The sequence below is a fragment of the Pusillimonas sp. NJUB218 genome (assembly GCF_003788685.1).
Classification (GTDB): Bacteria; Pseudomonadota; Gammaproteobacteria; order Burkholderiales; family Burkholderiaceae_B; genus Neopusillimonas.
The window spans coordinates 136,431-160,623 of the sequence record NZ_NQMK01000004.1; the positions used below are offsets into that span (position 1 = coordinate 136,431).

23 protein-coding genes are annotated in these 24,193 nt (G+C 58.0%); 10 read left to right on the forward strand and 13 right to left on the reverse strand.

Annotated features, from left to right (window positions below):
- Positions 1-59 precede the first annotated feature (59 nt).
- Together ettA and CHR62_RS07055 are read left to right on the forward strand one after the other, a co-directional pair.
- The gene (gene ettA, locus CHR62_RS07050) at positions 60-1,733 is read left to right on the forward strand and encodes an energy-dependent translational throttle protein EttA (RefSeq protein ID WP_123660460.1); all 1,674 of its coding nucleotides are present in this window, start codon (positions 60-62) and stop codon (positions 1,731-1,733) included.
- A 212-nt stretch (positions 1,734-1,945) separates the two neighbouring features.
- Entirely contained in the window at positions 1,946-2,173 is a 228-nt protein-coding gene (locus CHR62_RS07055; RefSeq protein WP_093969262.1) for a glycine zipper 2TM domain-containing protein, read from the forward strand.
- A 698-nt stretch (positions 2,174-2,871) separates the two neighbouring features.
- Here CHR62_RS07055 and minE read toward each other — a convergent pair.
- From minE to CHR62_RS07075, 4 genes are all read right to left on the reverse strand, one after another.
- The gene (gene minE, locus CHR62_RS07060) at positions 2,872-3,141 is read right to left on the reverse strand and encodes a cell division topological specificity factor MinE (RefSeq protein ID WP_093969260.1); all 270 of its coding nucleotides are present in this window, start codon (positions 3,139-3,141) and stop codon (positions 2,872-2,874) included.
- Between the two features lies 1 nt (position 3,142).
- Entirely contained in the window at positions 3,143-3,958 is an 816-nt protein-coding gene (gene minD, locus CHR62_RS07065; RefSeq protein ID WP_093969259.1) for a septum site-determining protein MinD, read from the reverse strand.
- A 76-nt stretch (positions 3,959-4,034) separates the two neighbouring features.
- Positions 4,035-4,916 (reverse strand): septum site-determining protein MinC, encoded by an 882-nt coding sequence (gene minC, locus CHR62_RS07070; RefSeq protein ID WP_173862495.1) that lies wholly within the window; start codon positions 4,914-4,916, stop codon positions 4,035-4,037.
- An 11-nt stretch (positions 4,917-4,927) separates the two neighbouring features.
- Complete coding sequence (locus CHR62_RS07075) at positions 4,928-6,685, reverse strand: glutamine--tRNA ligase/YqeY domain fusion protein (protein ID WP_093969569.1); 1,758 nt, start codon at positions 6,683-6,685, stop codon at positions 4,928-4,930.
- Between the two features lie 124 nt (positions 6,686-6,809).
- On the opposite strand from CHR62_RS07075, the gene CHR62_RS07080 reads away from it, so the two are divergent.
- Both CHR62_RS07080 and CHR62_RS07085 read left to right on the forward strand, forming a co-directional pair.
- Positions 6,810-8,150 (forward strand): cytochrome ubiquinol oxidase subunit I, encoded by a 1,341-nt coding sequence (locus CHR62_RS07080; protein ID WP_093969258.1) that lies wholly within the window; start codon positions 6,810-6,812, stop codon positions 8,148-8,150.
- Positions 8,147-9,196 (forward strand): cytochrome d ubiquinol oxidase subunit II, encoded by a 1,050-nt coding sequence (locus CHR62_RS07085; protein ID WP_123660461.1) that lies wholly within the window; start codon positions 8,147-8,149, stop codon positions 9,194-9,196. Before CHR62_RS07080 ends, CHR62_RS07085 begins: the two co-directional genes overlap by 4 nt.
- On the opposite strand, the gene CHR62_RS07090 is transcribed toward CHR62_RS07085, so the two are convergent.
- Together CHR62_RS07090 and CHR62_RS07095 are read right to left on the reverse strand one after the other, a co-directional pair.
- Positions 9,186-10,622, reverse strand: a complete 1,437-nt coding sequence (locus CHR62_RS07090; protein WP_123660462.1) for an ATP-binding protein — start codon at positions 10,620-10,622, stop codon at positions 9,186-9,188. The two genes, CHR62_RS07085 and CHR62_RS07090, sit on opposite strands and share 11 nt — an antisense overlap.
- Positions 10,622-11,323 carry a response regulator gene (locus tag CHR62_RS07095; protein ID WP_093969255.1) on the reverse strand — a complete coding sequence of 234 codons (702 nt, stop codon included), beginning with the start codon at positions 11,321-11,323 and terminating at the stop codon, positions 10,622-10,624. Before CHR62_RS07095 ends, CHR62_RS07090 begins: the two co-directional genes overlap by 1 nt.
- Before the next feature lie 82 nt (positions 11,324-11,405).
- Between CHR62_RS07095 and recQ the strand changes: the two genes are divergently transcribed.
- Positions 11,406-13,235 (forward strand): DNA helicase RecQ, encoded by a 1,830-nt coding sequence (gene recQ / locus CHR62_RS07100; protein ID WP_123660463.1) that lies wholly within the window; start codon positions 11,406-11,408, stop codon positions 13,233-13,235.
- Between the two features lie 27 nt (positions 13,236-13,262).
- The gene (locus tag CHR62_RS07105) at positions 13,263-14,237 is read left to right on the forward strand and encodes a bile acid:sodium symporter family protein (protein ID WP_123660464.1); all 975 of its coding nucleotides are present in this window, start codon (positions 13,263-13,265) and stop codon (positions 14,235-14,237) included.
- 42 nt (positions 14,238-14,279) lie between these two features.
- Here CHR62_RS07105 and ruvB read toward each other — a convergent pair whose 3' ends face one another.
- Genes ruvB through CHR62_RS07140 form a run of 7 tightly spaced genes read right to left on the reverse strand, consistent with a single transcriptional unit; the run spans position 14,280 to position 20,658 of the window.
- On the reverse strand, positions 14,280-15,344 hold the full coding sequence (gene ruvB / locus CHR62_RS07110; protein ID WP_093969252.1) for a Holliday junction branch migration DNA helicase RuvB: 1,065 nt from the start codon (positions 15,342-15,344) through the stop codon (positions 14,280-14,282).
- A gap of 29 nt (positions 15,345-15,373) precedes the next feature.
- Positions 15,374-15,949 carry a Holliday junction branch migration protein RuvA gene (ruvA, locus tag CHR62_RS07115; RefSeq protein WP_123660465.1) on the reverse strand — a complete coding sequence of 192 codons (576 nt, stop codon included), beginning with the start codon at positions 15,947-15,949 and terminating at the stop codon, positions 15,374-15,376.
- Positions 15,950-15,985: 36 nt separating this feature from the next.
- Entirely contained in the window at positions 15,986-16,528 is a 543-nt protein-coding gene (ruvC, locus tag CHR62_RS07120; RefSeq protein ID WP_123660466.1) for a crossover junction endodeoxyribonuclease RuvC, read from the reverse strand.
- Positions 16,528-18,123 (reverse strand): bifunctional phosphoribosylaminoimidazolecarboxamide formyltransferase/IMP cyclohydrolase, encoded by a 1,596-nt coding sequence (gene purH / locus CHR62_RS07125; RefSeq protein ID WP_093969249.1) that lies wholly within the window; start codon positions 18,121-18,123, stop codon positions 16,528-16,530. Before purH ends, ruvC begins: the two co-directional genes overlap by 1 nt.
- Before the next feature lie 26 nt (positions 18,124-18,149).
- On the reverse strand, positions 18,150-18,389 hold the full coding sequence (locus CHR62_RS07130) for a helix-turn-helix domain-containing protein (RefSeq protein ID WP_093969248.1): 240 nt from the start codon (positions 18,387-18,389) through the stop codon (positions 18,150-18,152).
- Positions 18,390-18,424: 35 nt separating this feature from the next.
- Positions 18,425-19,456, reverse strand: a complete 1,032-nt coding sequence (gene dusB, locus CHR62_RS07135) for a tRNA dihydrouridine synthase DusB (RefSeq protein WP_123660467.1) — start codon at positions 19,454-19,456, stop codon at positions 18,425-18,427.
- A gap of 47 nt (positions 19,457-19,503) precedes the next feature.
- Positions 19,504-20,658, reverse strand: a complete 1,155-nt coding sequence (locus tag CHR62_RS07140) for an FAD-dependent monooxygenase (RefSeq protein ID WP_123660468.1) — start codon at positions 20,656-20,658, stop codon at positions 19,504-19,506.
- Between the two features lie 49 nt (positions 20,659-20,707).
- Between CHR62_RS07140 and CHR62_RS07145 the strand changes: the two genes are divergently transcribed.
- From CHR62_RS07145 to CHR62_RS07160, 4 genes are all read left to right on the forward strand, one after another.
- Positions 20,708-21,127, forward strand: coding sequence for an NINE protein (locus CHR62_RS07145; protein WP_233574903.1), 420 nt, complete (start codon positions 20,708-20,710; stop codon positions 21,125-21,127).
- A gap of 372 nt (positions 21,128-21,499) precedes the next feature.
- Positions 21,500-21,838 (forward strand): hypothetical protein, encoded by a 339-nt coding sequence (locus tag CHR62_RS07150; protein ID WP_123660469.1) that lies wholly within the window; start codon positions 21,500-21,502, stop codon positions 21,836-21,838.
- A 20-nt stretch (positions 21,839-21,858) separates the two neighbouring features.
- Positions 21,859-22,728 carry a cytochrome c oxidase assembly protein gene (locus CHR62_RS07155; RefSeq protein ID WP_173862494.1) on the forward strand — a complete coding sequence of 290 codons (870 nt, stop codon included), beginning with the start codon at positions 21,859-21,861 and terminating at the stop codon, positions 22,726-22,728.
- Positions 22,725-24,185 carry a M48 family metalloprotease gene (locus CHR62_RS07160; protein ID WP_233574904.1) on the forward strand — a complete coding sequence of 487 codons (1,461 nt, stop codon included), beginning with the start codon at positions 22,725-22,727 and terminating at the stop codon, positions 24,183-24,185. Before CHR62_RS07155 ends, CHR62_RS07160 begins: the two co-directional genes overlap by 4 nt.
- The last annotated feature ends 8 nt before the right edge of the window (positions 24,186-24,193 follow it).

A 24,193-nucleotide genomic window follows, 5' to 3' on the forward strand; every position in this document is an offset into this window, starting at 1 on the left:
ATTTGCCAAGACGGCCTACAATCGTCTTTTGTCTTACTTTTACGGGTTCCTTTCATAGCATGGCTCAATACGTTTACACCATGAATCGCGTGGGCAAGATCGTGCCGCCGAAGCGACAGATTCTGCGTGATATTTCGCTTTCTTTTTTCCCGGGGGCCAAAATTGGCGTGCTCGGTCTGAACGGTGCGGGTAAATCGACACTGCTCAAGATCATGGCGGGTGTCGACAAAGAAATTGAAGGCGAAGCCGTGCCCATGCCGGGCATCAAAATTGGATATCTACCTCAAGAGCCCCAGCTGAACCCCGAGTCTTCGGTGCGACAAGCGGTTGAAGAAGGCCTGGGTGACGTGTTTGAAGCGCGCAAGCGCCTTGACGCTGTATACGCGGCCTATGCCGAGCCCGACGCTGACTTTGACGCGCTGGCTGCCGAGCAGGCCGAACTTGAAGCTGTGATCGCAGCCGCTGCATCCAGCGGTGCCGACGACATCGAAACTCAAATGGAAGTCGCTGCCGACGCTTTGCGTTTGCCGCCTTGGGATGCCGTTGTCGGCAAGTTGTCCGGGGGTGAAAAGCGTCGCGTTGCCTTGTGTCGGTTGTTGTTGTCCAAACCCGACATGCTCTTGCTCGACGAGCCCACCAACCACCTTGACGCCGAGAGTGTTGAATGGCTGGAAGTGTTTTTGCGCAAGTTCCCGGGTACCGTCGTGGCCGTCACCCACGATCGTTACTTCCTGGACAATGCTGCCGAATGGATTCTGGAACTGGATCGCGGCCACGGCATTCCCTGGAAGGGCAATTACAGTTCGTGGCTCGAGCAAAAAGATAATCGTTTGAAGCAAGAAGAGGCGAGCGAATCAGCCCGTCAGCGCACCATCAAGAAAGAGCTTGAATGGGTGCGTCAAAACCCCAAAGGCCGTCAGGCCAAGGCTAAGGCGCGTCTGGCTCGTTTCGAAGAACTGTCGTCTCACGAATACCAGAAGCGCAACGAAACCCAGGAAATTTTCATTCCTGTGGCCGATCGCCTGGGTAACGAAGTGATTGAGTTCGATGGCGTCAGCAAGGCATTTGGCGACCGTTTGCTCATCGACAACCTCAGCTTTAAAGTCCCACCAGGGGCCATCGTCGGTATCATTGGCCCTAACGGCGCGGGTAAATCAACGTTGTTCCGCATGATTTCAGGTGCCGAACAACCTGATTCTGGCGCGGTGAAAATCGGGCAAACCGTTAAGGTGTCGCATGTCGACCAGTCGCGTGATGCCTTGGCCAACGATAAAACGGTCTTTGATGCGCTGTCCGATGGTGCCGACTTGATCACGGTAGGCAAGTTCGAGATGTCTTCCCGCGCGTATCTGGGGCGTTTTAATTTCAAGGGCAGCGACCAGAACAAGCTGGTCGGCAATTTGTCCGGGGGTGAGCGTGGCCGTTTCCACCTGGCCAAAACGCTTATTGCCGGAGGCAACGTCCTGATGCTCGACGAGCCATCGAACGACCTCGACGTAGAAACACTGCGTGCGTTGGAAGATGCCTTGCTTGAGTTTGCCGGTACCGTCATGGTCATCAGCCACGACCGTTGGTTCCTCGATCGTATCGCCACGCATATTCTGGCGTTCGAGGGCGATTCGCAAGTCGTGTTCTTCGATGGCAACTATCAGGAATACGAAGCCGACAAGAAGCGTCGTCTAGGCGAAGAAGGCGCGAAACCAAAGCGTATACGCTACAAAGCACTCAAGTGAGTTGTTACAAATTGCGGGGTATCCAGTTGTCAGACAATGGGTGGCTGGCCCCGCAGTTACGCTGTTACGCTTCTGACGTTCGCCTTAATTATTCTTGGGGTGTTGGTTTATTTCCTGATACATTGTTTGCGTAAGCTCACATTTGGCGCCGAAAATTTTGGCACTCTAGAGTCATCGCAGACATCAACCTGCACATTATTCAGGAGGTCACCATGACATTGACGACAATTACAAAACTTGCTGCTGTTGCTTTGGTTTCTGTAGCCGCCGCTGGCTGTTCTAGCTGGGACAGCATGAGCAGCCGCCAAAAGGGCGCAGTTACTGGCGCCGGTGTAGGTGGCGTGGCGGGTGCGGCCATTACCGGTGGTAGCGTTCTGGGCACTGTGGGTGGTGCGGCAATTGGTGGTGTTGTCGGCGATCAAATCGGCAAGCGCCAGTAAACCAGTAGCTGCTTCAGGCAAGAGCGGTCACCTTTTTGGGTGGCCGTTTTTTATTGGGTTGCTATTGTTGTTTTTGCTGCTGCGTTGATCGGGGGTGTTGGTTTCAGTGCTTGCGGGCGCCGGTTTGGCCTGGGCAGGCCCGGCGGGGCATCGCACGGCCCCTGCGGGGCTACCCGTCAAACGAACGCAGCCCGAGGCGTGCGCGAAACTCGCCGGCACGACCCAATGGGTCGAAAACGCCGGCTCAAACAGTCGCGCACTTGCATCCTCGGTCAACGCCCGTTCGACGGCGTGCTCAAGCCCTTGGGCCCACCCAGGCCAAACCTGCACCAACGTAATGGCATATTCGTACTTCAATAAATGTCGTTGATTGAGCACGGTTAAACGCGAGTGCTTGATATCCCGGTCAAAACCTCCCCGAGTGATAAATACTACGAGATGGCTTATAGACAGACGCCGAAGATAAGACGGTAGATAAATGACGAAGGACGACAGGCCCTAAAGGGCAAACGGTGGAATTAGGATAATCCGGCGCTGATCAATCCCGTGAGTTCCGCAATCGCCTCGCGCGGCGTTTGGCCGATGGGTAGCCCCGCAGGGGACGTGCGATGCCGGCGGCCAGTGGGCCTTTGATCAGTGCAGCATGCTCATAAAAAAACGGCCACCGAAAAATGGTGGCCGTTGCATGAGTCAGGCGCTTAAACTCGTCGCGCTTCGACTTGCGGCATTTCGATTTTGACTTCGAGCACTTCGAGCGAATCGTGCCGGTCGACGTTGACCTTGATGTCGTCCGGATTAATTTGCACGTATTTCGAGATGACTTGGAGCAGCTCTCTTTGAAGCTCGGGCAAGAAGTCGGGCGCCTTGCTGTCGCCGCCGCGTTCGTTAATAAGAATAAGCTGCAGCCGGTCTTTGGCCACACTAGCGGATGTTTTCTTTTGGCCCAGCAGGAAAGACAAGAAAGACATATCACTTACCCCCGAACAGGCGCTTCAAAAGCCCGGGTTTTTCGTAGTCGATGAACCGTAGCGGCTTTTCTTCGCCCAGGTAGCGTGCCACCACATCTTGGTAGGCCAGCGAGACATCGCTATCACGCATGTGAATGGCGGGTACGCCTTGGTTCGAGGCCTGCAATACCATTTCAGATTCGGGAATAACGCCGATGAGTTTGATGCGCAAGATGTCTTCGATGTCTTGCAAAGACAGCATCTCGCCGTCGACCACACGCTTGGGGTTATAGCGGGTAAGCAGCAAGTATTCTTTGATGGGCTCGTCGCTGTGAATGGCGCGGTGCGATTTGGACGACAAAATGCCCAGAATGCGGTCAGAGTCGCGTACCGAGGAGACTTCAGGGTTGGTAACGACGATGGCATCGTCTGCAAAATAAGACGCCATCAGCGCGCCAGTTTCGATACCTGCGGGTGAATCGCAGACAATGTATTCGAAACCCATGTCTTTCAGGTCGTTCAGAGTTTTCTCAACGCCTTCTTTGGTCAAGGCGTCTTTGTCGCGCGTTTGTGACGCCGGCAAAATGTAAAGGTTTTCAAGTTGCTTGTCGCGAATGAGCGCTTGCTTGAGTGTTGCTTCGCCCTGGATGACATTGACAAAGTCATACACCACCCGCCGCTCGCAACCCATGATGAGGTCGAGGTTGCGCAGGCCGACGTCGAAGTCGATAACGACGGTTTTATGCCCCCGCATGGCCAGGCCAGAAGAAAAGCTGGCACTGGTGGTTGTTTTCCCCACACCGCCTTTGCCGGAAGTTACTACAACAATTCGCGCCATGACGATATCAATCCCTTAAGTGTTTTTGTGAATCACGTAATCGTAATGCAAAACCGCCGCCACATGGCAGCGGCGCCTACCCTTTTGTACCAAGCGGCACAATCTGTAAAGTTTCGCCGTCGAGCTGGACGATGGCGGGCTGGTTCGCCAAAGCCGGATCAAGCGCCGATTCGACCACGCGATACACGCCAGCGACGGCGAGCAGTTCGGGGTTGAGCTGGGTGGTGAATATTTTGGCGCTGGTATCGCCACGGGCACCCGCCATGGCCTTACCCCGCAGGGGGCCGTAAACGTGGATGTTGCCGTCGGCGATAACCTCGGCGCCTTGGCTGACCATGCCGATGACGATCAGGTCGGTGCCGCGAGCATAGATGCGCTGGCCCGACCGCAAAGGGCGGTTGATGACCATGGCGGCAACTGGTTGGTTGCCGGTACTTGTTGGCTCGGTGTCGCCGGATTGGGCTGGCGCGCGTTGAGCGTTGACGGGAGCGTTAGCTGGGCTGGCTTTTGACGTTGGGCTGGCGGGTTCGGCTTTGGCCGATGCTGAGCCCGTTTTGGTCGTGGCCGATGGCGCAGCAGGTTTGGCGACGATAGGCGGCGGAGTAGTCTCGGTCGGTGCGGTTGAACGTACGGGTGCGCTGGACAAGTCGACGGGCTCGAGGCCGCATTGGCGGGCCTGTTCGAGGTTGCTGTCGTTGGCCATGACCCCGATCGGCCGCAGTTGGTGTTTGCGTAGCGCACTGATCAAGGTTGGCCAGTCGACAGCGTCGTTCAGTCCTTGTGCATCGATGACGACCGCTTCGTTTTCGAAGAAGCTGCCCGCGTCGGCCATACGCTGGTCAAGCGAGGCCAGTAGTTCGGACAAATCGGCGCTATGCAATACAACGCGTACGGCGTAAAGCGTAGCGCTTTTGAAGTCGAGTGCCAGCGGGCTTTTTTTATGGGGCGAGTCAGTCACAGCAAAGCACCTCAAACCCAGGTATCGCGCAGCGTAACGGCACGGTTCAGCACGGGCTTTTCGGGGGTCGAGTCGACCCGGTCGGCCACAAAGTACCCCAAACGTTCGAATTGCCAGATTTTGTCGGGTGAAGCTACCGTGCCGGGTTCGAGCCAGCCTTGGACGACCTGGAATGAGTCGGGGTTAATGGCCGCCAGGAAGTCCTTGTCGCCCGCGTCGGGGTGCGGGTCGGAAAACAGGCGATCGTAGAGCCTGATTTCGGCCGGGATGGCGTGTGCGGCGCTGACCCAGGTGATATTGCCTTTGACTTTGACGGCCGACGAACCGGGGGTACCGCTTTTTGTGTCGGGCAGGTATTCGGCATGGACCTCGGTAATGTTGCCGTTCTCGTCTTTGACGCAGCCGGTGCAGGTGACGATATAGCCATACTTGAGCCGTACTGTGTTGCCTGGGAAAAGACGGAAGTACTTTTTGGGCGGGTCTTCGCGGAAGTCGTCGCGTTCGATCCAGAGTTCGCGGCTGAAGGGAAACTCACGCTGACCACCCTCGGGTTCATGCGGGTTAAGAGGCGCGTGGCACAGTTCAGTCTGGCCTTCTGGGTAGTTGGTAATCACCAGTTTGAGCGGGTCGAGAACGGCCACACCACGATCGGCGATGGGGTCGAGGTCGTCGCGCAGGGCTTGCTCGAGGATACTGTAGTCGATGCGGGAATCGGCCTTGGATACGCCTAGACGTTCGCAGAACAGACGAATAGCCGCTGGCGTATAGCCGCGTCGGCGCAAACCCGCCAATGTAGGCATACGGGGGTCGTCCCAGCCCGCAACGTGCCCTTCACGCACCAACTGAAGCAACTTGCGTTTGCTGGTGACAACGTAGCTCAGGTTCAGACGCGCAAATTCGTACTGGTGTGGCAGGGGCTCGGCCAACTGTCCAAGTTCGACGAGGCGCGCAAGAATCCAGTCGTAGAAGGGCCGTTGGTCTTCGAATTCGAGGGTGCAAATGCTGTGAGTGATGCCCTCGAGGGCGTCTTCGACGGGGTGCGCCCACGTGTACATGGGGTAAATGCACCAGGCATCACCCGTACGATGGTGATGCGCATGGCGGATGCGGTAAAGCACCGGGTCGCGCATATTCATGTTGGGCGAGGACATATCGATTTTTGCACGCAGGGCCATGCTGCCGTCGGGATGTTTGCCATCGCGCATTTCTTGCAGCAATTGCAGTGATTCGTCGGCGGGGCGGTCTCGCCAGGGCGAGTTTGTGCCTTTTTCGGTCAGTGTGCCGCGCGTGGCGCGCATTTCGTCGGGGCTTTGTTCATCGACGTAGGCATAGCCGCCGCGAATCAGGGCTTGCGCGAAACCGTACATGGTTTCGAAATAGTCGCTGGCGAAATAAAGATTGGTTTCGCCGTTGTGTTCCCAGTTGAAGCCTAGCCATTGAACGGTGTCGATGATGGCGCGCACGTACTCGTCATCTTCTTTTTCGGGGTTGGTGTCGTCGAAACGCAGGTGGCATGCCCCCTGGTAATCGCGCGCCAGACCAAAGTTAAGGCAAATGCTTTTGGCATGCCCAATATGCAAGTAGCCGTTGGGTTCGGGCGGGAAGCGCGTGCGTATCTTGGCGACGTCGGGCTCGCCTTGCTGCTGCACGGCGGCAGGACCGGGTTTGCCGGCCCAACGTTTGTCGGCAAAGCGATGGCTTGCCAGATCGTTTTCGATAATAGTGCGCAGAAAATTTGAGGGGGCAGGTGAGCTGGATTCGGTCGACATAGAAGGGGGCACGAACGTGCGATACAAGAGAGCAATACAAAAGAAGCATTTTGCCACGTTCTGCACTATTTGCCTGTCTACCCGTCCGCGGTTAGCATTATGTGGCGTCCAACTTTGGCAAATCATGACGAACTCACCACTTTGGTTGTCCCAGCTCCAGTTTTTTTTCAGTCTGGGTTTTCTGGGGCTGTTTCTTTTGACACAGGTCGGGCTGGCCTGGGTACTGGTTTTTTTCAAGCTGCGTGCCAGGGGCGGGGTTCAGTCGCGTTATGTGGCCGCCTACCGGTTTTGGGTCAGGGTATTTGCCCTGACAGCCATATTGGTTATGGCCGCTGGTGTGCCTGTACTGGTGCAATTGGGCAGTGTCTGGCCCGGTCTTATGGGCAAAATGGGTAATGTGGCCGGCCCGCTAATGGCTGCCGTCATTATCACAACCTTTGTCTTCAAATCATGCTTTTTGGGCGCCATGTTGTTTGGACAGCGTCGCATGTCCGATACGCTGCATACCGTCATGGTTGTGCTGGTTGCCATAGGCCTGACCCTGGCGTTGGCCTGGGCCATGGTGCTGATGTCCTGGATGCAGTCGCCGACGGGCGCCGAGTTCTCCGATGGTCTGTACCGTGTGGTTGACTGGTACGCCTTGATTTTTAACCCCTTTTTCCCATCTTTTCTTGGGTTGGCGTTGGTGATCTCGGCGTTGGTCGCGGGGTTCCTCATGATGGGCGTGACGGCGAGACACTCGTTGCATCACACCGTCGACGATACTGATCGTAGTGTTTTTCAAACCGGCCTTGGCCTGGCGGCGGCGGGCAGTGTGGTGTTGTTTGTGCTGCTGGCTTTGTATGGCGTGCAGGTCGCTGTAAACCAGCCAGCCAAGGCTGCAGCAACTGCAGCCTATTGGGTCTCGGGTTCCGCGCCCGACCTTCCGCTCCTGGCGTGGCCCAGCGAATCCGGTGTACGCAATCTTTTTTCAGTGGTCCTGCCCGATCTGGCGCGACCTTGGCTGGGGGTTGATGAAATCGGTGTGTCGTTGGGGCTCGACAAGTTCGCAGGCATGCATGCTCCGGTGGCACTCACGTTCTGGTCTTGGCGGCTATTGGTAATTTTGGCGGGCGGCGTGTTTTTCTTCAGTTGGTTGACGCTGCTTTATTTGCGTCGCCATGCTTTCGAGCTCACGGCGCTGCCCCAGGGATGGCGCCGTGGTTTATCCGCTTGCCGTTACGTGGGCTGGGCATTGTTAGGCTTGTTCATGGTCCATGTGTGGCTGGGGCAGGCCCCTTTTGCGGTGTACGGTACGGTGACGTTGGCTGAAGTGGCCGTCTCCGAAAGCAACGATGTCTTGTTCGCCACCACACTGGCCTACGGGGTCGTGTACGTGCTGTTGCTGGCCGGTTTTATTCAGTTGCTGAATTACTCAGTACGTTATGGCGTCGTGCCTGTGGCGCGGCGTAGGGGGCGGGCATGATCGACACACTGGTTGCCTTGTTGGGCATCGACGCTCATGCGCCCGAATTCTGGATGCCGCTGGTGTTCATGGCGGTGTTTTACGCCATTATTGTGGCGGGTACTGTCCTCGATGGCTTCGACATCGGGGTGGGTTGTCTAGTACCGTTTGCTGCGGCCGAATTACGGCCGCGTATGCTTGCGTTGCTGAGTCCGTGGCGCGACGCCAACGAATTTTGGCTGATCTTGGGTATGGGGCTTTTTCTGACGGCCTTCCCTAACGCTTGGGGGCCCGTCATGCAGGCCTTGTACCTACCCATGGCGTTGCTGGCCATCGGTGTTATGGTGCGCTCTGCTGCATTCGAACTGCGTCTGCGTGCGCCCGTGCATTTGCAAAATCGCTGGTCATTGGCCTTTGCGTGGGGTTCCTGGTTAACGGCTTTTGCACACGGGTTTTTGCTCGGGCGCATTGTCGTGGGTTACGAGCCAGGTACTGGTTATTTTGGCTATGCGGTTTTTGTCGGGGCTTGCGCTATTGCGGCCTACAGTTTGCTGGGTGCAACCTGGCTCATCATGCGCGAGCCAGGTGAACTGCGTATTCGTGCCGCCTGGTGGGGGCGGCAGTCGGTGCGATGGGCAGCGGCCGGTTCGGTGGCTGTCTCGTTAGTATTGGCTTTTGCGAACACGGGCGTGTTTTTGCGCTGGAGCGATGGCCCTCAATGGACAGTCGTTGTCGGGCTTTGGGTGTTTACGCTGGTCAGTTTCATGACCATCGAAATGAGCTTGCAACGTACCATCCAGTACAGCCATCGAGTGACTGCGCTCCCGTTCGTCATGACGCTATTGGTCTTTTTGATCACGCTAGGTGGTCTGGGGTACAGTTTCTTCCCTTATCTGGTGCTCGACGACATTACGGTCTGGGACGGCGCGGCGTCGGTTGAAACTTTACGTCTTATCTTGGCTGCCGTTGTCGTGGCTTTGCCGGTTGCGCTGGTATTCAATATCTGGGTGTACTGGCGCATGTTTGGTCTTTCCAAGGCACCCAAGCCGCCGCAGTTCAGGCTTTAGTTTGCCCGCCTGAAAGCAACGGCAGGCTGATTGTTATGGCCAGCCCGCCCGACGCAGCTTCGCCCAACTTCATGGTGCCCTGATGGGCTTTCACAATCGCGTCCGATAATGCCAGCCCCAACCCGACTGACCCCGTCAGGGTTCGGGCGTCATCCAGCCGCGAAAAAGGTCGCAACGCCTCGGCGCGGCGCTCTGGATCGATGCCTTTGCCATGGTCGGTAATGGTGATTACGGCGTGGTGCTGGGTGACTGACAGCGAAACCTCGACAGGCGGCGTGGCGTGGTTAAGGGCGTTGGTGACGAGGTTGTCGATGAGTCGGGCCAGGGCTGTACGATCCGCATTGATCATGACTTCGGTGTCTGGCAGCGCGATCATGTGCACATCGCTCCCGGCGCTTTCCCAGGCACTGATTTGCTCTTCAAGCCAGTGGCGCAGGTCAAGCGTGGCAAAGGTGTACGTGCTTAAATCGGTGCCGCGCACAAACCCGATGAACTGGTCGATGATGCGCTGCATATCGTGAATGTCTTTACGAAAGCCTTCTTGCGCGTCGGTACTGTCGAGCATTTCGGCGCGCAGCCGCATGCGGGCCAGCGGGCCTTTTAAGTCGTGAGGCAGCCCGGCCAACAACGTCCGTCGGACAGCATCGGACTCTGCCAGCGTATCGAGCATCGCGTTGAAGCGCTCGCCCAGGCGACGTGTTTCCGTTGGCCCGGCGGGTTCAACCCGCTGTGGTTTGCCGGCGGCCAATTGGTCAGCCGCTCGCGATAGCCGTGTAAGTGGTCGGGTGATATGCCATGAAAAAGCGGCAGCCACAAGAAGCAGTAGGCCCATGCCGCCCAGCCAGGCCAGAATCGCTGGCGTGCTTACGGGCGGGGCCAGCTGATCCAACGGAATGACCAACCATTCTTGGGCGTTGCTTTCGGGGTTTTCGTTGGGTGCCAGCGAAATGTAGAGGCGCGGCACCGGCCCGCGTGACAGCCCGACACGAGTGCCATCATCGAGCCGTGCGTTGAGGGCATCGACAAAATAGCGTAGTTCGCGGCGCAAGTCGTTGTCTGGTGGGGGTTTTGGCGGCGTGGCCCCAGGGCGTTGGTGTCCTGCGTCGTTGTCACGCCGAATGCGGCGCTCGAGCTGTGCGTTGGCCGGCAATGTGCGTGACCATAGCCGCCATTCGTTACGCGAGGCCTGGCGAACAAACTCGGCCCGCTCTGCCGCCGGTACTTTGGCGAGCGATTGGCGCAAGGTACGGATGGTTGTAGCCGTGACTTCGACCGTGACTTGTTCGGTAAATTTTTGCCTGAAATGAGCCACCGTAGCCAAAGTGGCTGCCTGAACCACGAGCAAAGTACCCAACGTAAGCAGAATAAGGCGCGCGCTGAGCGAGCGCGGCACCAGTATGCCGAGTTTGTTTTTAAAGCTGGCCATTATGGCGAGAACCGATAGCCAATACCCCATACAGTTTGGATCCAGCGCGGCTGTTTGGGGTCGTCTTCAATGGCGCGGCGCAGGCGCAGTACGGCAATGTCAATGGCACGGTCGTTACGTTCGCCTTCGTCGTCGTCGCGGGCCAGGGCGAGCAGGCGCTCGCGCGACAAGGGCTTGCCCGGGTTACGTATCAGCGCTTCTAGCAGGTTGACTTCGCCGCCGGTGAGTTTGATGACCTCGTCATCTTTGAAGAGCTGGCGTAGTACCGGGTCGAAGCGGAACGGTCCGAATTCGACAGCTTGTTCTTTGACCAGGGCCGAGGCGCCTTTTTTGCGCCGTAATACGGCCTCGATGCGCGCCAGCAGCTCGCGCGGGTCAAAGGGCTTGCCCAGGTAATCGTCGGCGCCGGCCTCAAGGCCGATGATGCGGTCGACGGTTTCATCTTTGCCCGTCAGCAAAATGACCGGAATGTCTTCCCCTTGTTGACGCAAGCGGCGACAGGCATCCGCGCCATCGCCGTGAGGGAGCATGCGGTCAAGCACGATCAGGTCGGGCGAATAGCGTTCAATGCGCATTTCGAGGTCGCGACTGTCGGGCGCCAGCAGGGTGTCGTAGTGGTGCCGGTTGAGGTAGTCGGCCAGCAGTTGGCGCAGGGCGGGGTCGTCGTCGACGACCAGCACTTTGGTAAGCGGTTTTTCCATAGTCTGAAGTTTGCGCGATCGGGCAGCAGTGGGCAAGCGCTTCGAAATAAACTGAAACGGCTCTTCATACTAAAATGTCGTGATGTCCTTCAGCCCCGACCCCCTCGATACCCTTCAGCAGGTTTTTGGTTACGACGCCTTCCGGGGCAATCAGCAAGCCATTATTGAACATGTCGTCGCCGGTGGCGATGCCTTGGTGCTCATGCCTACCGGGGGCGGTAAGTCACTGTGCTATCAGATTCCCGCCTTGGTCCGGCCTGGTGTGGGTGTGGTCGTGTCGCCTCTTATCGCGCTCATGCAAGATCAGGTCGATGCGTTGCTCGAGCTGGGCGTGCGGGCTGCATTTTTGAATTCCACGCTCGATTGGCGCGAGGCGCGTCAGGTCGAACAGGCGTTTCAGTCGGGCCAAATCGACCTGCTGTATGTCGCGCCCGAGCGCTTGCTGAGCGATCGTTGTCTCGACATGTTGTCGCGCGGCAAAGTGGCGCTGTTCGCTATTGACGAAGCCCACTGCGTTTCGCAATGGGGACACGACTTCCGGCCCGAGTATCTCGGGTTGTCGGTGCTGGCCGAACGCTGGCCTGAAGTGCCGCGCATTGCCTTGACGGCCACCGCCACGACCGCTACCCGGCACGAAATCGTACATCGCTTGCAGCTCGACGGTGCACAGCAGTTTGTCTCCAGTTTCGATCGCCCCAATATTTGCTATCGCATTGTTGAAAAAAACGAGGTGCGTCGTCAGTTGCTCAATTTTATTCAGACCGAGCATGACGGTGATTGTGGCGTGGTGTATGCGCTGTCGCGTGCCAAGGTCGAAGGAACCGCCGATTTCCTGTGCCGCCAGGGTGTACAGGCTTTGCCCTATCACGCCGGGTTAAGCGCTACGCAGCGCGCCGAGAACCAGGCCCGCTTTCTGCGTGAAGACGGCATTGTCATGGTGGCAACCATTGCTTTTGGCATGGGCATCGACAAGCCTGATGTGCGGTTTGTCGCTCATATCGATATGCCCAAGTCTGTCGAAGGCTACTATCAGGAAACCGGCCGGGCTGGGCGCGACGGTGCACCGGCTACGGCGTGGCTTGCTTATGGCTTGCAAGACGTCATGCAGCAACGCCGCATGATCGATGAGTCGCCTGGAGATACGGCATTCAAGCGACGACTGGGGCAACAGCTCGATGCCATGCTGGGTTTGTGCGAAACGGTCAATTGCCGGCGTCAGCGCTTGCTAGCGTATTTTGATCAGCAGATCGAACCCTGCGGTAACTGTGATACTTGCCTGGAGCCGCCGCAGGCCTGGGATGGCACAGTGGCCGCACAAAAAATGCTGTCGGCCGTTTACCGCTTGTGGCGCGAACGAAACCAGCGTTTTGGGGGCGGGCATTTAATTGACATTTTGCGCGGCAAACTTACTGATCGCGTCCGTCAGAATCAGCACGAGACCTTGACTGTATTCGGCGTGGGTAACGACTTGTCGGAACAGGCCTGGCGCGGCGTGTTGCGCCAGTTATTGGCCATGAATATATTGGCGGTCGATCACGAGGGCTATGGCACCCTTGCGCTCACGGATGCCAGTCGCCCCGTTCTAAAAGGTGAAACCATGCTGATGTTTCGGCGTGAAGCCGAAAAGGCTGCGCGGCAATCACGCGTGGCCAAGCCGCGTACTGCGCAGCCCGACTTGCCGCCCGAGGCGCAACAGCGCTTTGAAAACCTGCGCGCCTGGCGTGCCGAGGTGGCGCGTAGCCATGGGGTACCAGCCTACGTTATTTTTCACGATGCCACGCTGCGCGAATTGGCGCTGGCCTGCCCGCAAACCCTTGAAGAGCTGGGGCATATCAGCGGCGTCGGCGTACGTAAGCGCGATGCCTACGGAGAAGAGGTCTTGCGTTGCGTGGGTCTCACGCAGCCGGTCTGACTCTTGACGCGGAATTTAATACCTCTCATGAAACGAATACCTTTTCTTCCCGATACTTACACTTTTATGTTGGTTGGCACCGTCGTGCTGGCCAGCGTGCTGCCGGCCTATGGCAGTTTTGCCGTTGTCCTGAAACATGTCACGACAGTTGCGATTGCCTTGCTGTTTTTTTTGCACGGGGCCAAGTTGTCACGTCAGGCCATCATCGACGGTCTGACGCATTGGCGTTTACACGCGCTGATACTGTCTTGCACTTTCGTGTTCTTTCCTGTGATGGGTTTCGCTTTGAAGCCTTTGCTGTTGCCGCTGATCAACGATGAGCTTTATCTTGGGGTGCTCTACATGTGCATGCTGCCAGCTACTGTGCAGTCGGCGGTTGCCCTGACAGGTATTGCTCGTGGCAATGTTCCGGCGGCGGTTTGCGGCGCGTCGGCCTCTACGCTGCTGGGTATCGTCATTACGCCTTTTTTGGTGAATGGTCTTATCACACCGACGACGGGAGCAGCGTCGCCTATTGACTCCGTTGCCAGCATCTTCGCGCAACTTATGTTGCCGTTCATTGCTGGTCATATTTTGCGGCCCTATTTTGATAATGCCTTTCGCAAGGCAGGCAAGGCGCTGTCATTTATAGATCGCGGGTCGATTCTGCTTGTTATTTATAGTGCCTTCAGCGCAGCGGTTATCGGCGGTATCTGGCAACAGATATCGGCGTCTATGGTCGCCGGTTTAGTTGTTATTAGTTTGGTGTTTCTTGCTTTGGCTATGGTTTTTGTGCATACCCTTGCCAAAGTGTTTGGTTTTGGGCGCAAAGATCAAATCACCGCGATCTTTGGCGGTGCCCAGAAAAGCCTGGCCAGCGGGGTGCCGATGGCACAGGTTTTGTTTACCTCATCGGTGGCTGGGGTCATGGTTTTGCCGTTGATGATTTTTCATTTGTTGCAGCTCATCTTCAGCTCGATATTGGCGCAGCGTTGGCACCGGCAAAATGAAGAACTGCCATAACGACTAGTTCTTCGGACGCTCTGCTTTTTCTGGGTTGATTGACTAGGAAAATAAGTCGGGCGTATTGCCTGCGGCGCTCGGGGGCGTCAGCCCCAGGTGCCGCCAGGTCGTGTGTGTTGCCATACGACCACGCGGGGTGCGCTGCAGGTAGCCGTGCTGTATCAGATACGGTTCGATTACGTCTTCAATGGTGTCGCGTTCCTCGCCGATAGCCGCAGCCAGGCTGTCTACACCCACTGGGCCGCCATCAAACTTGTGAATAATCGCGTCCAGCAGCTTGCGGTCCATCAGGTCGAGGCCTTGCGGGTCGACGTCGAGCATGGCCAGTGCAGCACCCGCGGTTTGTTCGTTGATAACGCCATTCGACTTGACCTCGGCATAGTCGCGTACCCGGCGCAGCAGCCGGTTGGCAATACGCGGCGTACCGCGCGCGCGTCGCGCGATTTCGGTGGCGCCGTCGGGGGTAATGCTGACATTAAGCAGGTTGGCGCTGCGCGTCACAATATGGGTCAGGTCTGTGACGTTGTAGAACTCAAGTCTTGAGACAATGCCGAAGCGGTCGCGCAATGGGTTGGTCAGCATGCCGGCGCGTGTTGTTGCGCCCACGAGCGTAAAAGGTTGCAGGTCGATTTTTACGCTGCGTGCAGCCGGCCCCTCGCCGATCAAAATATCGATCTGGAAGTCTTCGAGGGCGGGGTACAGGATTTCTTCAACAACGGGCGACAAGCGATGAATTTCGTCGATGAACAAGACATCGTTTTTTTCAAGGTTGGTCAGTAATGCGGCCAGGTCGCCCGGGCGCTCAAGAACGGGACCCGACGTTTGGCGCAGTTGCACGCCCATTTCGTGGGCGACAATATGAGCCAGGGTGGTCTTGCCCAAGCCTGGAGGGCCGAACAGCAGCACGTGGTCAAGCGCTTCGCCGCGTTTGCGTGCCGCGGCAATAAAAATTTCAAGCTGTTCGCGTGCGCTGTGCTGACCCACGTACTCGGCCAGCAGCTTGGGGCGCAAGGCCCGTTCAATAGAGTCTTCGCCCGGCGAGCTGGTTTGCGGGCTGACAATGCGTTGCGGAGCGTTGCCGGTTAGGGCGTCGGATTGAATGGCCATAAACAGTTACCCAACAATAAGGCTGCAGTCTAACGCGACAAAGACTTGAGGGCCAGACGGATGCCTTCGGCGACGTCAACATCGGCAGGCAGCGTTTTGAGTGCCGCCTGCGATTCGGCGGAAGAGTAGCCCAGTGACAGCAACGCGTTGACGATGTCGTCGCGGCTGGATGCGGGTTGACCGGGCAGGCCGGCCGGCAAGTCGGCGCCGATTTTGCCCTTGAGTTCGAGCAGCAGTCGTTCGGCTGTTTTCTTGCCAATGCCTGGTACCCGCGTCAGGCGCCCCGTTTCTTGCCGGGTAATGGCGTCGGCCAGTTCTTCAGAGGTCATCCCCGACAGCACGGCCAGCGCCGTGCGTGCCCCGATGCCTGTAACTTTGATGAGCGCGCGAAAGGTGGCGCGTTCTTGAGCTGAGTTGAACCCGTATAGGATATGGGCATCTTCGCGCACCGCCAGGTGGGTGAACAAAGTGGCTTTGGCTCCGGTGTCAGGCAGGTTGTAGAGCGTGCTCATCGGGACATCGATTTCGTAGCCCACACCGCCGACGTCAATGCACACGGTTGGCGGGGATTTTTCGATAAGGGTGCCGGTAATGCGTCCGATCATGTTGCGGTTTCCTGCAAGGGGGCGTTTATAGAGGATTTACACAAGGCGTCCGCCGCGCAGGCGGGTACCGCCCAGGCTGCTCAGCGCGCCCGATGTCTTGAGTTTCTCGGTGAGCGGGCCGACGTGGGCGTGGCAAATGGCGCAGGCTAGCGCATCGGCCGAGTCGGGTGAAGGCAGGCCACTGAGTTTGAGCAAGTGCTGCACCATGGCTTGTACCTGTTCTTTGGCGGCATGCCCATTACCTACCACTGACTTTTTTATTTGTAGCGCAGTGTATTCGTGTACATCGAGATTGTGGTCAGCCAGCGCACACATGGCTGCCCCGCGAGCCTGACCCAGCAACAATGTTGACGTGGGGTTGGTGTTGACGAACACTTTCTCGAGCGCCGACACCGTGGGCTGGTGGACTTCGACGACTTCGCGTACGTTGTCGAGGATGGTTTTGAGGCGCCGGGCCAGGGGTTGGTCGGTGGGCACCACAATGGTGCCGCTGCCGACGTAGGTCAGGCGCATGCCCTGGACATCGATAATGCCAAAGCCGGTGCGCCTGAGGCCCGGGTCAATGCCGAGAATCCGCATTAGTGGCGGAAGTGACGTGTACCCGTGAAGACCATGACGATGCCGCGCTCGTTTGCGGCGGCGATGACTTCGTCGTCGCGTACGCTGCCACCAGGCTGGATGACGCAGGTGGCACCGGCATCAACGACTACGTCAAGACCATCACGGAAAGGGAAGAAGGCGTCGGACGCTACTGCTGAGCCCTGCAGGCTGAGCCCGGCATTGTCGGCCTTGATGGCGGCGATGCGCGCCGAGTCGATACGGCTCATTTGGCCGGCGCCAATGCCCAAGGTCATGCCATTGCCCGTAAAGATGATGGCATTGGATTTGACGTACTTGGCGACCTTCCAGGCAAACATCAGGTCTTGCATTTGTTGCGCAGAGGGCTGCTTGGTGGTGACGACCTTGAGCATGGCTGGGTCGACCTGGAAGTCGTCAGGATTTTGTACCAGCCAGCCGCCGCCGACGCGTTTGATGTCGAGTGCGTTGTGAGCTTCGCCGGCTGGGATTTCCAGAACGCGAACGTTTTTCTTGGCCGCGAATACGACGAGTGCTTCCGGGGTATAGGCGGGCGCCAGCAAGACCTCGACGAACTGCTGCGAGGTAATCGCTTGCGCGCAGGCTTCGTCGACCGGACGGTTGAACGCAATGATGCCGCCAAATGCCGAGGTAGGGTCGGTTTTATACGCCTGTTGGTAAGCGGCTTCAGGGGTGTCGCCTACCGCTACGCCGCAGGGGTTGGCATGCTTGACGATAACGCAGGCGCTTTGTGTAAAGCTGCGAACGCATTCCCAGGCGGCGTCGGCATCGGCAATGTTGTTGTACGAGAGTTCTTTGCCTTGCAATTGGCGGTAGCTGCCTAGCAAACCCTGTCCAACCGGCTGGTCGACATAAAACGCTGCAGTTTGGTGTGGGTTCTCGCCGTAACGTAGTGCTTGGTGCTGTTTGACCTGCAGCGTTAGGGTGCGAGGCCATGTGTCGCGGGCGGGTTGAGCGTCTTGCGCAGGCTCGGCTTCGGTCAGGCTTGTCAGGTAGGCCGCGATGGCGCCGTCGTAGGCTGCTGTGTGAGCATATACCTTGGCGGCCAGTTCCAGGCGCAATGCGTAGCCCGGTTCGCCCTGCGGGCCGTCGATATCGGCCAGTACACGCGGATAGTCGGCCGGGTCGATGACGACGGTTACGCCGCCCTCGGGGGTGCCATGATTTTTTGCGGCAGCGCGCAACATGGCCGGCCCGCCGATGTCGATGTTCTCAACCGCATCTGCAAACGTGCAGTCTGGTTTGGCAATGGTTTCGCGAAACGGGTACAGGTTGACCACCAGCAGGTCGATGCGATCGATGCCGTGGGCTTCGATGGTTTGCATGTGTTCTGCACTGTCGCGCCGGGCCAGCAGGCCGCCATGAATTTTTGGGTGCAAGGTTTTGACGCGGCCGTCGAGAATTTCCGGCGAACCCGTATGTTGCGCGACTTCGGTAACAGGTAGACCGGCGTCAGCCAGCAGTTTTGCGGTACCGCCGGTAGACAGCAGCTTGACGCCACGCTGGGCCAGTGCCTTGGCAAAGTCGACGATGCCGGTCTTGTCGGAAACCGAAAGCAGTGCGGTTTGAGTTTTCATGAGATAGCAAAAAATAAAGTGGGAAATCAGGGTTGCAGATTGTGGGCTTGCAGTTTCTTGCGCAAAGTACTGCGGGTAATACCCAGCATGTCGGCAGCTTTCGACTGGTTGCCGTTGGCGCGTTCAAGGGCCACTTGCAACACGGGGCGCTCGACGCATGAAATGACCATGGCCAGCATGTTGTCGGGTTCAGAGTCGCCCAGGTCGGCAAAGTAGCGTTCGAGGTTGTCGCGCACGCATTGTTCCAGTGGATTGAGGTCGTTCATGTGTACAGATTTTTGCTGTTATTGGTTTGGTTGGGTCAGGCAGCCAGCGCGGGTACGGATTCGGATGTTGCCGGTGACAGGATGAAATCGTCGGGGGCATGCAGATCGAACCAGTGGGCGACCGCGGCAAGTTGTGCCTGGGTGGATTCAGTTTGATTGATGTGGCTTAGCAGCGCGGCGCTGTCGGGCTGTTCGGCGAGGTACCAGCCAATGTGTTTCCGTGCCGAACGTACGCCAGTATATTCGCCATAGAAGCGATAGTGGTCTTCGAGGTGCTCGAGCAAGCAGGAACGAAGCTCGCCAAAGGTGGGGGGTGAGAGGTGCCGGCCTGTGTCGAGGTAATGGGCCACTTCGCGGAAAATCCAGGGCCGCCCTTGGGCGGCCCGCCCGATCATGACTGCGTCGGCGCCGGTGTAATCAAGTACATAGCGGGCCTTTTCGGGGCTGTCGATGTCGCCGTTGGCAATGACGGGGATGGACAATGCTTGCTTGACCGCCTTGATGGTGTCGTACTCGGCTTGGCCGTTGTATAGGTCGGCGCGGGTGCGTCCGTGCAGGGTAAGTGCGGCAATGCCGATATCTTGTGCCAGGCGTGCAATGTGTAGGGCGTTACGCGATTCGGCATCCCAGCCGGTACGGGTTTTGAGCGTTACCGGTACGTTGTACGGGCGGCATGCCGACACTACGCTTTCAAGAATTTGGGCGACCAGGGCTTCGTGGCGCAATAGCGCAGAGCCCGACGCGACGTTGCACACTTTTTTGACCGGGCACCCCATATTGATATCGATGATGTGCGCGCCTTTTTGAATATTAAAAACGGCGGCTTCGGCCATCATGGCGGGATCGGCGCCCGCAATTTGCACGGCAATGGGAGTGGACTCGCCTTCGTGGTTGAGGCGCCGCGACGTTTTGACGCTGTGCCAAAGCTTTGGGTTGCTGGCCGCCATTTCGGAGACGGCATACCCCGCCCCCAGTCGCTTGCACAATTGGCGATACGGACGGTCGGTGACACCGGCCATCGGGGCGACAAAAACACGATTGGGGAAGGTCCAGGGGCCGATACGCATAGGGTCGATTTTAACCGCCAATTAGGATTGGGGCTGACGTCAAGATGTTACGTGCGTATGCCTTGCAGCAGGTGCGTGGCTAGCGGGGTGCGTAGGGTGTGACTTAAGTCCATGGCCAGCAGCCCTAGGCCGCAGGCGTGCTCCACCAACGGGTTGCCTGTGGCAAATATGCGAGGCAAGACGTCGGTAATGGCGGCGGTTGCCCAGCGGTCGATGCGCCGTTGTCCGGTAAAGGTATCGAGCAGCGGTGTAGGGTCGGACGAGGGGTTGGCCAGCCAGAACCGCAGGGCGTGGGCCAGTTGTGACGCATCGCGCAGGCCCAGGTTAAGGCCCTGGCCGGCAACCGGGTGCAGTGTTTGTGCGGCATTGCCAATGGCGACCCCACGTGCGTGTGTGCGTAGCGGCCCTGCATTCAGGCCGAGCGGAAATTGCTGGCGATTGCCGTTCAGTGTCAGCCGGCCCAGCCGCGTGCCGAAGGTGTCATTCAGGGCGGCGTTGAATTGGGCCGGAGCCAGGTGCATGAGCGCTTGCGCCTGATCGGGATGGCAGCACCAAACGACGCCATAGTGGCCCTCGCCCGACGGATGGGGCAAAACAGCCAGAGGGCCTTGACGAGTGAAGCGCTCGAAGGCCCAGCCCTGGCGGGGCTCGGAGGCGGTGACCGTGGCCAGCACCGCGGCCTGTGCGTAGTTGCGCTCGATACCTTTTGGTTTCGCTCCGTCTGATTGAACCGCCAAGTGTGCGGTTATCGGGCCGGTATCGGGGTGCAGTTCGACCGGGTTGCCAAATGCAGGCGTGACGGGCCTGGACTTAAGCCGGGTGACCCCGCTTTTTTCCAGTGCCGCGTGCAGCGCGACCAGCAGGTCGGGATAGGCGACCACGCACCCCAACTGGGGAACGCCGAAATCGTCGTGTTGAACGAGGGTGCGACCTAAACGCTGGCGTTGTGAAACGTGAACCGTTGTGATGGGGCTGCACCGACTCGGCCAGGCGTTGAGGGCCTGCAGAGCGACTTGACTGCCGTGATTCAGGGCAATGGTGCGTGGGTCGGTGGGGCTGTTTAAAGTGTCTGTCGCAAAGAATTGGGTGCCCACGAGCGCGATACGAGCAGGGTCGGGGGAGTAGCGGGCCAGCATCAGGGCCAGCGCGCTGCCAACCGGGCCTGCGCCCATAATAACCAGGTCGAAATCGGGTTGGGACATGAAGGGTTCTAATACAATCGGCGTTCGGTTGAACTTCGGAATAATGCAGATGAAGCAACATCGCAGCAAGGTCATTGTAGCGCTGCTGGCGGCAGTGCTGGGTGTGTTTGGCGCCCATTGGTGGTATTTGCGTCGCCCCTACGCGTGGTTGTTCACGTTGGTAACGCTGGGGTTGCTGGCCTACGCGCAAACCTTTCCAAGCTGGTGGGATAACCCGGCATTTTTGCTGCTTTTTATTCCCATGGCGGCGGGGTGCATCGAGGCCTTGGTGTTCAGTCTGAAACCAGACGCCTGGTTCGATGCCCGCTACAACCCGGGCTCGTCGCTGCAGACCCAAACGGGTTGGGGCCCGGTGCTTGTGGCTATTTTGACGGTGTTTCTGGGTGGTACGGTTGTCGTTTTCGGGATTGCCGCAACTGTGGTCCATGTGTACACCGCCCTGGGCTGGCTGGATGGCTATCAGCTTTGATTGACGTTCGCGCACCATTCAACGAGGTGTTGTGGCGCTGCAAAATTATCGACCAAGTCATCTTTGAGAGGCCTGGCTGTCTTGTCTGAACCCATGTCTGCAGGTTAGAATGGCGGTCTCTTCATTTTATAGGAGCTGAAGCGGTGAATACCGATTCTGGCGACAGTAACAGTCGATCGTGTATCGACAATTTTATTGATCTCTAGGCGCGTTTTCAGGTTTTCAGCTTGGTCACGCCCTGGGGTAATACAGCAGGGTGTGGCATGTCTAACCGGGTTATCTCCGGGTTTTACGCCACCCACTTTTTAAATCCTGGCCACGTTTGGTCAGTTGCTTTGCGTGTGCATTGTGCGGCATACGAAAGGTGGTGTTATGCGTTTGTTCAATTTGTTCCTTCGTCGCGCTGGCGTTCAGTCGGTGCCTGCTCGTGACCGTAAGCCTGCTGCTTCGCGTCTTACCGTCGTGTGCTCGCGTGACCACATGGCCGATGTGCGACGCGCCTTGTACAAAAACTTCGAATCTGCAGGCCTTAAGGTGGGCTCGGTACAGGTCAGCGCAGCGGCCGATCCGGCACTGGTCAGTGCCTGTGTCACGGTAAGTTGTTCCCCCGAAATGCGCCCCGTGCTCATGAAGCAGGCGCGCGACCTCACTACCGTTGCCGGTGTGCGTCATGTGCGCTGGGGTGATCATCGCCATATTGTTTTAAACTAGCGGGTGTTTTCGCTTTTGGGTTGTTGTCCATGGATGTCCTAGGCTGGCTTGTGCCCTGGGAGTTTTCTCCCGCACTGGTGCTCATGTTTGTGGTGGGCATTGTGCTGTTCATCCGTGGTACCCGCGAACATCGCATTTCTGCGGCGCGTCAATGGCTGTTTTGGTTGGGTATTGTGGTGTTGTATTTGTCGCTGCATACCCGCATCGACTACTACGCCGAGCGCCTTTTCTTTGCTCATCGTTTGCAGCATCTCGTGCTGCATCATCTAGGCCCGCTACTTATCATGGGGGCTTACCCCGGTCAGGTCATGCGCGCCGGGTTGCCCATGCCGCTTCGGCTTTGGCTAAAAAATTTCCGCCTTACCCCCTTGGGGCGCTTCACCGAGGCCGTGCTGACGAACAAAATTCTTGTGCCGTTCATGTTCGTGTTCTTGGTGGTGATCTGGCTTATTCCCAGCGTGCAGTTTTATTCCATGCTCGACTGGCGCCTGTATCGTTTCATGAACTGGTCCGTGGTCATTAGCGGGTTCTTGTACTGGAATTTGATTCTTGATCGTCGCCCAAGCCCGCCCGCTGTACTATCGCCGGGGGCACGTATTTTGTCGCCGGTCATTACGATGGTGCCGCAAATGGTGGTCGGCGCAGTGATTACGTTCACCGAATACGACCTATATCCTATTTTCGATCTCTGTGGCCGCGCAATACCGGGCATGTCTGCAGTTACCGACCAGGCCATAGGCGGTCTGACGATGTGGATTTTGGCTGGTTTCGTCGAGGTTTTTGGTTTGTTATTTGCGTTGGGTACCCTGATGCGCCTGTCGGGCAAAGGGCGGTTACCCGGCAAGATAAGGTCGGCCGCTGTGCCGGCTGTGGGGGTGGCAGGCACATGAAGTACACGGGCGCGGCGGTTCTGGTATTTGCTTTGTTTGCACCGGTGGCCGGCCAGGCCCAGCCCATGGGGTTGCCCAGTATGGGGTCCGCCTCGTCGGCGGAATTGTCTCCTGCCCTCGAAAAAACGCTGGGCGACGCCATCATGGAGCAAGGACGTCGCGACCCAACCTATATCGACGACCCCGATGTTTCCCAGTATCTGAATGAGATGGGGCGCAAGTTGTCTGGGGCTGCGGGTAGCGCAGCCATCGATGTGTTCGGTGTGCGCGACCCCTCGATTAACGCATTTGCCCTGCCGGGGGGCTACGTTGGCATCAACAGTGGGTTGGTGGTGGCCTCAACCAACGAGTCGCAACTGGCGTCGGTGGTGGCGCACGAAATCGGCCATGTCAATCAGCGCCACGTTGCCCGTGGCATGACACAAAGCAATCAGTCCAGTCATATTGCCATGGCCTCCATCGCCGGGGCCTTACTTGCCGCCATAGCCGGTGCCGGTGATCTCGCTGCAGGTGTTGCGGCCTTCGGCCAAGCGGCGGCGGTCGACCGCCAGTTGGGCTTTTCGCGGATGGCCGAGCAAGAGGCCGACCGCGCCGGCGTAGAAATGTTGCGTCGCGCCGGCTACGACCCAGTCGGTATGGTGCAAATGTTCGAGCGTTTGGGGACGGCATCGAGGCTGAACGAAGGTGCAGGGGGCGGCAGTTATGCCAGCACTCACCCGTTGTCGATTCAGCGAATGTCCGATATCGAAAACCGCGTGCGGGCCTTGCCGCCTGTTCGGCGCAACGATACCGATGCCTACTGGTTTGTGCGCGCAAAACTGCGTGTTATCCAATCGCGCGACTCGCTCGCGCTGCGCAACACCGAAGCGGTGCTTCGGCAAGACGCTCAGTCGGCTACTGGCGTGCCCAAGGCAGCAGCATGGTATGGCCTGGCCTATCTGGCCTGGCAGCGGAAAGACCTTGATGAGGCCGCCAAGGCGTTGCAGAATGCGCGGGCTGACGGCATATATTCGCCCCAAATCGCCGGGCTCGAAGCCGATATTGCCTTGTCGCGTGGCGATAATCAAAAGGCCGTAGATGCCGCGCTCAAGGCGTTCGAACGCTGGCCCGACAATCAGGCCTTGGGTATGGTGGTGGCACGGGCATTGCAGGCCGACAACCAGCCCGAGAAAGCGGTCCAAATGCTCACCAGCATGATTAAAAAATGGCCCGATGAGCCCCGGTTTTATCAGATGCAGGCGCTCAGTCTCGAACGTATGGGTCGGCCCGTGCAGGCGCGTCGCGCCATGGCCGTCTTCTACGAAAAAACAGGTGCTTTACCCACGGCGGTGTCGCAATTACAGCAGGCGCGGGGCATGACTCAAGACTTCTACGTGCAGTCTGAACTTGACGTCGAAATCCGAACCCTGCAAGAACGGGTTCGGCGCAATCGTGAGTTGCTAGAGCAGTTTAGATAGGGCTCGGC